The organism is Frankia sp. CcCS3, from assembly GCF_977927575.1.
In genome coordinates, this window is sequence record NZ_CDWRCL010000299.1 from 1 (window position 1) to 3,862 (window position 3,862).

Annotated in this window: 2 protein-coding genes; both read right to left on the reverse strand. The window is 70.1% G+C overall.

Annotated elements, in window-relative coordinates; all coding sequences use genetic code 11:
* Nucleotides 1–68: 68 nt before the first annotated feature.
* A complete protein-coding gene (locus tag AC08OQ_RS18225) occupies nucleotides 69–1,643 on the reverse strand; it encodes a Wzz/FepE/Etk N-terminal domain-containing protein (RefSeq protein WP_476602309.1) in 1,575 nt (524 codons plus the stop codon).
* A 348-nt stretch (nucleotides 1,644–1,991) separates the two neighbouring features.
* On the reverse strand, nucleotides 1,992–3,862 hold a 1,871-nt coding region (locus AC08OQ_RS18230; RefSeq protein ID WP_476612240.1), incomplete at its 5' end, for a hypothetical protein.

Sequence of the window (3,862 nt, forward strand, 5' to 3'; positions counted from 1 at the left end):
AATCCAGAGCCGTCTGGAATGAATCAGGGAACCTCGGGGCCCCCGGACCCTCGCGGCTACGGGCTGTCCTAACGCTTGCCGGGGCGGGCGTAGCGGTCGGTGGCCTCCGAGTCCACGCCGCCGCCCCGCTTGCTCACCGGAGCCGAGTCCCCCACCGGGGAGTTGGAGGTGATGGTGTCGACCGACGAACGACGCTCCGGGGCCGCCGCGACGGCCCGGCGGATGCCGGTCCGGCCGTCGTGCACGACGCCCACGACTCGCTCGGCGAGCGCCGGCCAGTCCCGCGGCACCTGCTCGAGCTCCTTGAGACTGGTTTCGGTGGAGGTGATGACCACGACGGCGTCGGCCTGGATGGCGGAGGCCGCGGTCATCGGCAGCTCGGCCAGCGCCGAGGTGACGAGGATGACGAGGTCGACGACCGGCGCCCGGTCGGCGAGGATCGGGGCGAGGCCACCGGGCCGGGCGGCCCGGGCCGGCGACACTCGGTTGTAGAGGATGTGCCCCCGCCCGGTGCCGGACGAGCGTGCCAGGCAGGTCGGCTCGTGCGCCCAGCGAGGCAGCTCCCCGGAGGTCGCCCGGGGCAGTCCCTCGAGAACTCCCCGCACCTCGGACGACGGCGAGGTGTCCAGGATCAGGACGACGCCCTGATCATCGGACCAGGCCGCGGCCACGGAGGCGACGAGGTCGGCGGTCAGGTCCCCCCGCGACGCCGGGGTGAACGCGACCACCTTGCTCGTCGGGGACATCACCGCGGACATCGCCGAGACCAGGGTCTCGGCCGCGCTGGCGGTGGTCCGTCCCGGCTCCAGGACTGCGATCAGCGGCACGCCCAGGGTGTCGGACGGGTTGTGCGGGTCGAGGATCGTGGGCCGGCGCTGATACATGATCCAGATCGCCGCGATCGAACCGAGCAGCCCGACGATCGCAGCGACCAGCGTGTTACGGAACAGGTTCGGCCCGCTCTGGCCCCGGGCGACGGGCGGCTCGGCCAGTTTGATCGACGTGCTCGCCAGCGCGGAGGCGGTGCGGGCGGTGGCGATCTGCGTGTTGAGGTTCGCGATCTGCGTGTTGCGGACGGTGTTGTCGACGCTCCCGGCAATACCGGCTCTCTGACCCGCGGCGGCCTGCTCCGCCACCAGCCCGTCACGTAGCTTGATCATGGCGCTGATATTCGCCTGGCTGTTGGGGCCGTAAGTCGTCAAGAGCTTGCTGTAGGCATCCTCGGCCGACTTGACCAGCGCGTCCGCCCCCTGCTGGCTCGAGCCCTTCCCCTCGATGACGAAGAAGTAGCCCTCGTCGGACGGCGAGGTGCTGAGCCGGGCGGCGACGTCCACCTCGGGCAGCTTGAGTTCCTTCGCGATCTCCGCGACGGCCGCCGAGGACTGGGCGAACTGCGCCTGGGTCTGCACGAAGCGGGTCGCGTCGACCGAGTTGGCACCGAGCGTGCCCGAATCCGTCGAGAGGAAGACCCGGGCACTCGACCGGTAGGTCGCCGTCTGCGTCTTGGAGTAGGCGGCCGCCAGAGCCGCGAAGATGACCACGACGATGGCGACGACCAGCAGCCGTGGCTGGAGGATACGAAGCAGGGACGGGGCGGAGGGAGCCCGGCTGGTCTCGTTGCCCGCCTGCACGTTGCGACTCATGACGCACCCGCCACGGACTCAGAACGGGCGGACCGGGCCCGCATCCGGATCGGAGTGCCGGTGAGACGACGCAACGACTCCTCCAGCGGGACATGAAGCGAACTCAATGTGGCCCCCCACAGGAGCATCCGGCCCGATTGCCGGACCACGGTCTAGATCTGACGGAACCGATTTGTGAGCATAGCCGATAGCGGATAGTAAACGGTCTATAGCTATGACTGACGCCGCACGGACGCTCAGGTGCCCCGCCCACCACGCCGCGATCCGGTTCCGCGACCAGGCCGGCGAGGGCCGTGCTCCGGAGCGACATCCACATCCTCGACATCATCCACGGGATCCATTCGATGGTCAGATTCGCCGGCGTTCGACCGTCTCGACCGGCGTGCGTCGCTCATCCCGGCCCGGCGCGGGCGCGGCAACTCTCGTCTCTCGTCCTCCCGGCTCCGCCGGGGCGGGAGCAGGCCCGGAGCCGCTCCGCGCCGCCCGCTCCGCGTCCCGTAGCGCGGCCTGCTCCACGTCGTGCTCCCGACCGAGCCGGCGGAGCAGTACAAACCACACCGGTGCAATGGACCAGAAAGCGATGTTATAGCCGACGACCGCGCCCCGCGCGCCCCGGACAAGCAACCCAATGATGGGAAAACCAAACAACATTGGCGCAAAGGCTGCATTGACCCGGAATGTGATCTTAGTTTTTCCGAGTGCGTAGACCATACATGCCGGTCCGACCGCGACCGACGCGGCCAGATAGTGCAGGATTGACAGCCCCAGGATGTTCTTGACGCCATCCCACGAGTCGCCCAACAACACCTGACCGTAACGTTCCGGAAGGAGGTAGAAGATCAGGCTCCACGCCGTGCCAATGGCGAGGACGAGGGCCGAGAGAGCGTAGGCGGCGCGCTCCCGGGCGTGGCGGGTCATGGAGGTCCGCTTGGAGAACTCCGGCAACGCGAAGCTCACGACCCCCACCCCGACCACCGTGGTCGGGCCGAGCAGCGTGCGCGCGCCTTGCAGGGCGCCCACCGTCGCCAGCGAACCCACCGCTCCGATCACCAGCAGCGAGGTCTGCATCGCGCCCTGGACAGTGATGAACTCCGCCGCCAGGTAGGCGGAGTTCGACTTGTTCCTGCGAAGCCATCGAAGGGTCTCGCCGGGCGACGGCCAGAAGCCGGCCTGGGCTATCCCCAGCAGGGCCGCGACGAGAGCCGAGGCCCCCCAGGCGAGCAGCAGCGGCGGGGATGCGGTCACACCGCGGTGGATGAGCAGGAAGATCCCAAGGATCTGGACGACCGCCCAGACGGTGTCGTTGACGAAGGCGCCGAAGGGCTTCCCCATCGCGAAGAAGACATAGCGCCACGCATCCTGCAGCAGCAGGCCGGGCAGCACGAGGCCCATCGCCGACAACGACGACCCGACCGGGCCGCCGAGCAGCAGGCCCAGACCGACGAACGTGATTCCCACGGCCACGCCGAAGACGAACGACGAGCCGGTGGTAGCGGTGGCCGCCGCCCGGAAGTCACTCCGGGTGACACTCGAGTAGAACATGCTCAGCGGCATGCAGCTCCCGGCACGGACCAGGCCGATGACGATGGAGAACAACGTGTACGCAATACCGAACGCGCCGTACTCGACGTCGCTGACCTGATGGGCAATCAGGAACGAGATCGCGGCGTTCGTCGCACTGGAGACGGCCTGGTCCATCAGCGTCCAGATCGCCTTCGACCTGGCTCCGCCACGGCCGCCGGAACCCTCGCCGCCCGGACGCTCGCCGCCGGTCAGATCGTCCGCCAGGCCCTCGGCCCCGTTACCGGGCCCCGGCCCGAAGGACGCGGCCGCGGCACGCTCGCCGCCGCCCGCCGCGGCGAGCCTTCGTCGACCGCGGGACCGCGCGGCGCCCGCCCCGGGAGATCGGCCGTCACGCCCAGCGGGGGGCTGCCGCGGAAAGATCTGCGTGCTCTCCGGGTCGGTCTCGTCGGTTCGGCGCGCCCGCCGGTCCGAGCGGCGATGCCGGGGAGCCTGCCCCTCGACCCGATGGAGGAGCTCGGTCTTCTCCGCCCGCAACCGGCGTTGCAGCGCGCTCAGGTCCATCGTGGCGGTGACGACGCCGGGCGGTGGCTCGCCGGCCCCCGGACGGACAGGGGGCGTCACCGGGCGGGATGGCGGCTGGGACAGGTGCGGGTCGCCGACGGGCGGCTGGATCGCGGGCCCGGACGGCCCGGGCC

Bases quoted from the DNA above. Each gene is read 5' to 3' on its own strand.
- AC08OQ_RS18225 (WP_476602309.1), bottom strand. From the start codon at position 1,643: ATGAGTCGCAACGTGCAGGCGGGCAACGAGACCAGCCGGGCTCCCTCC.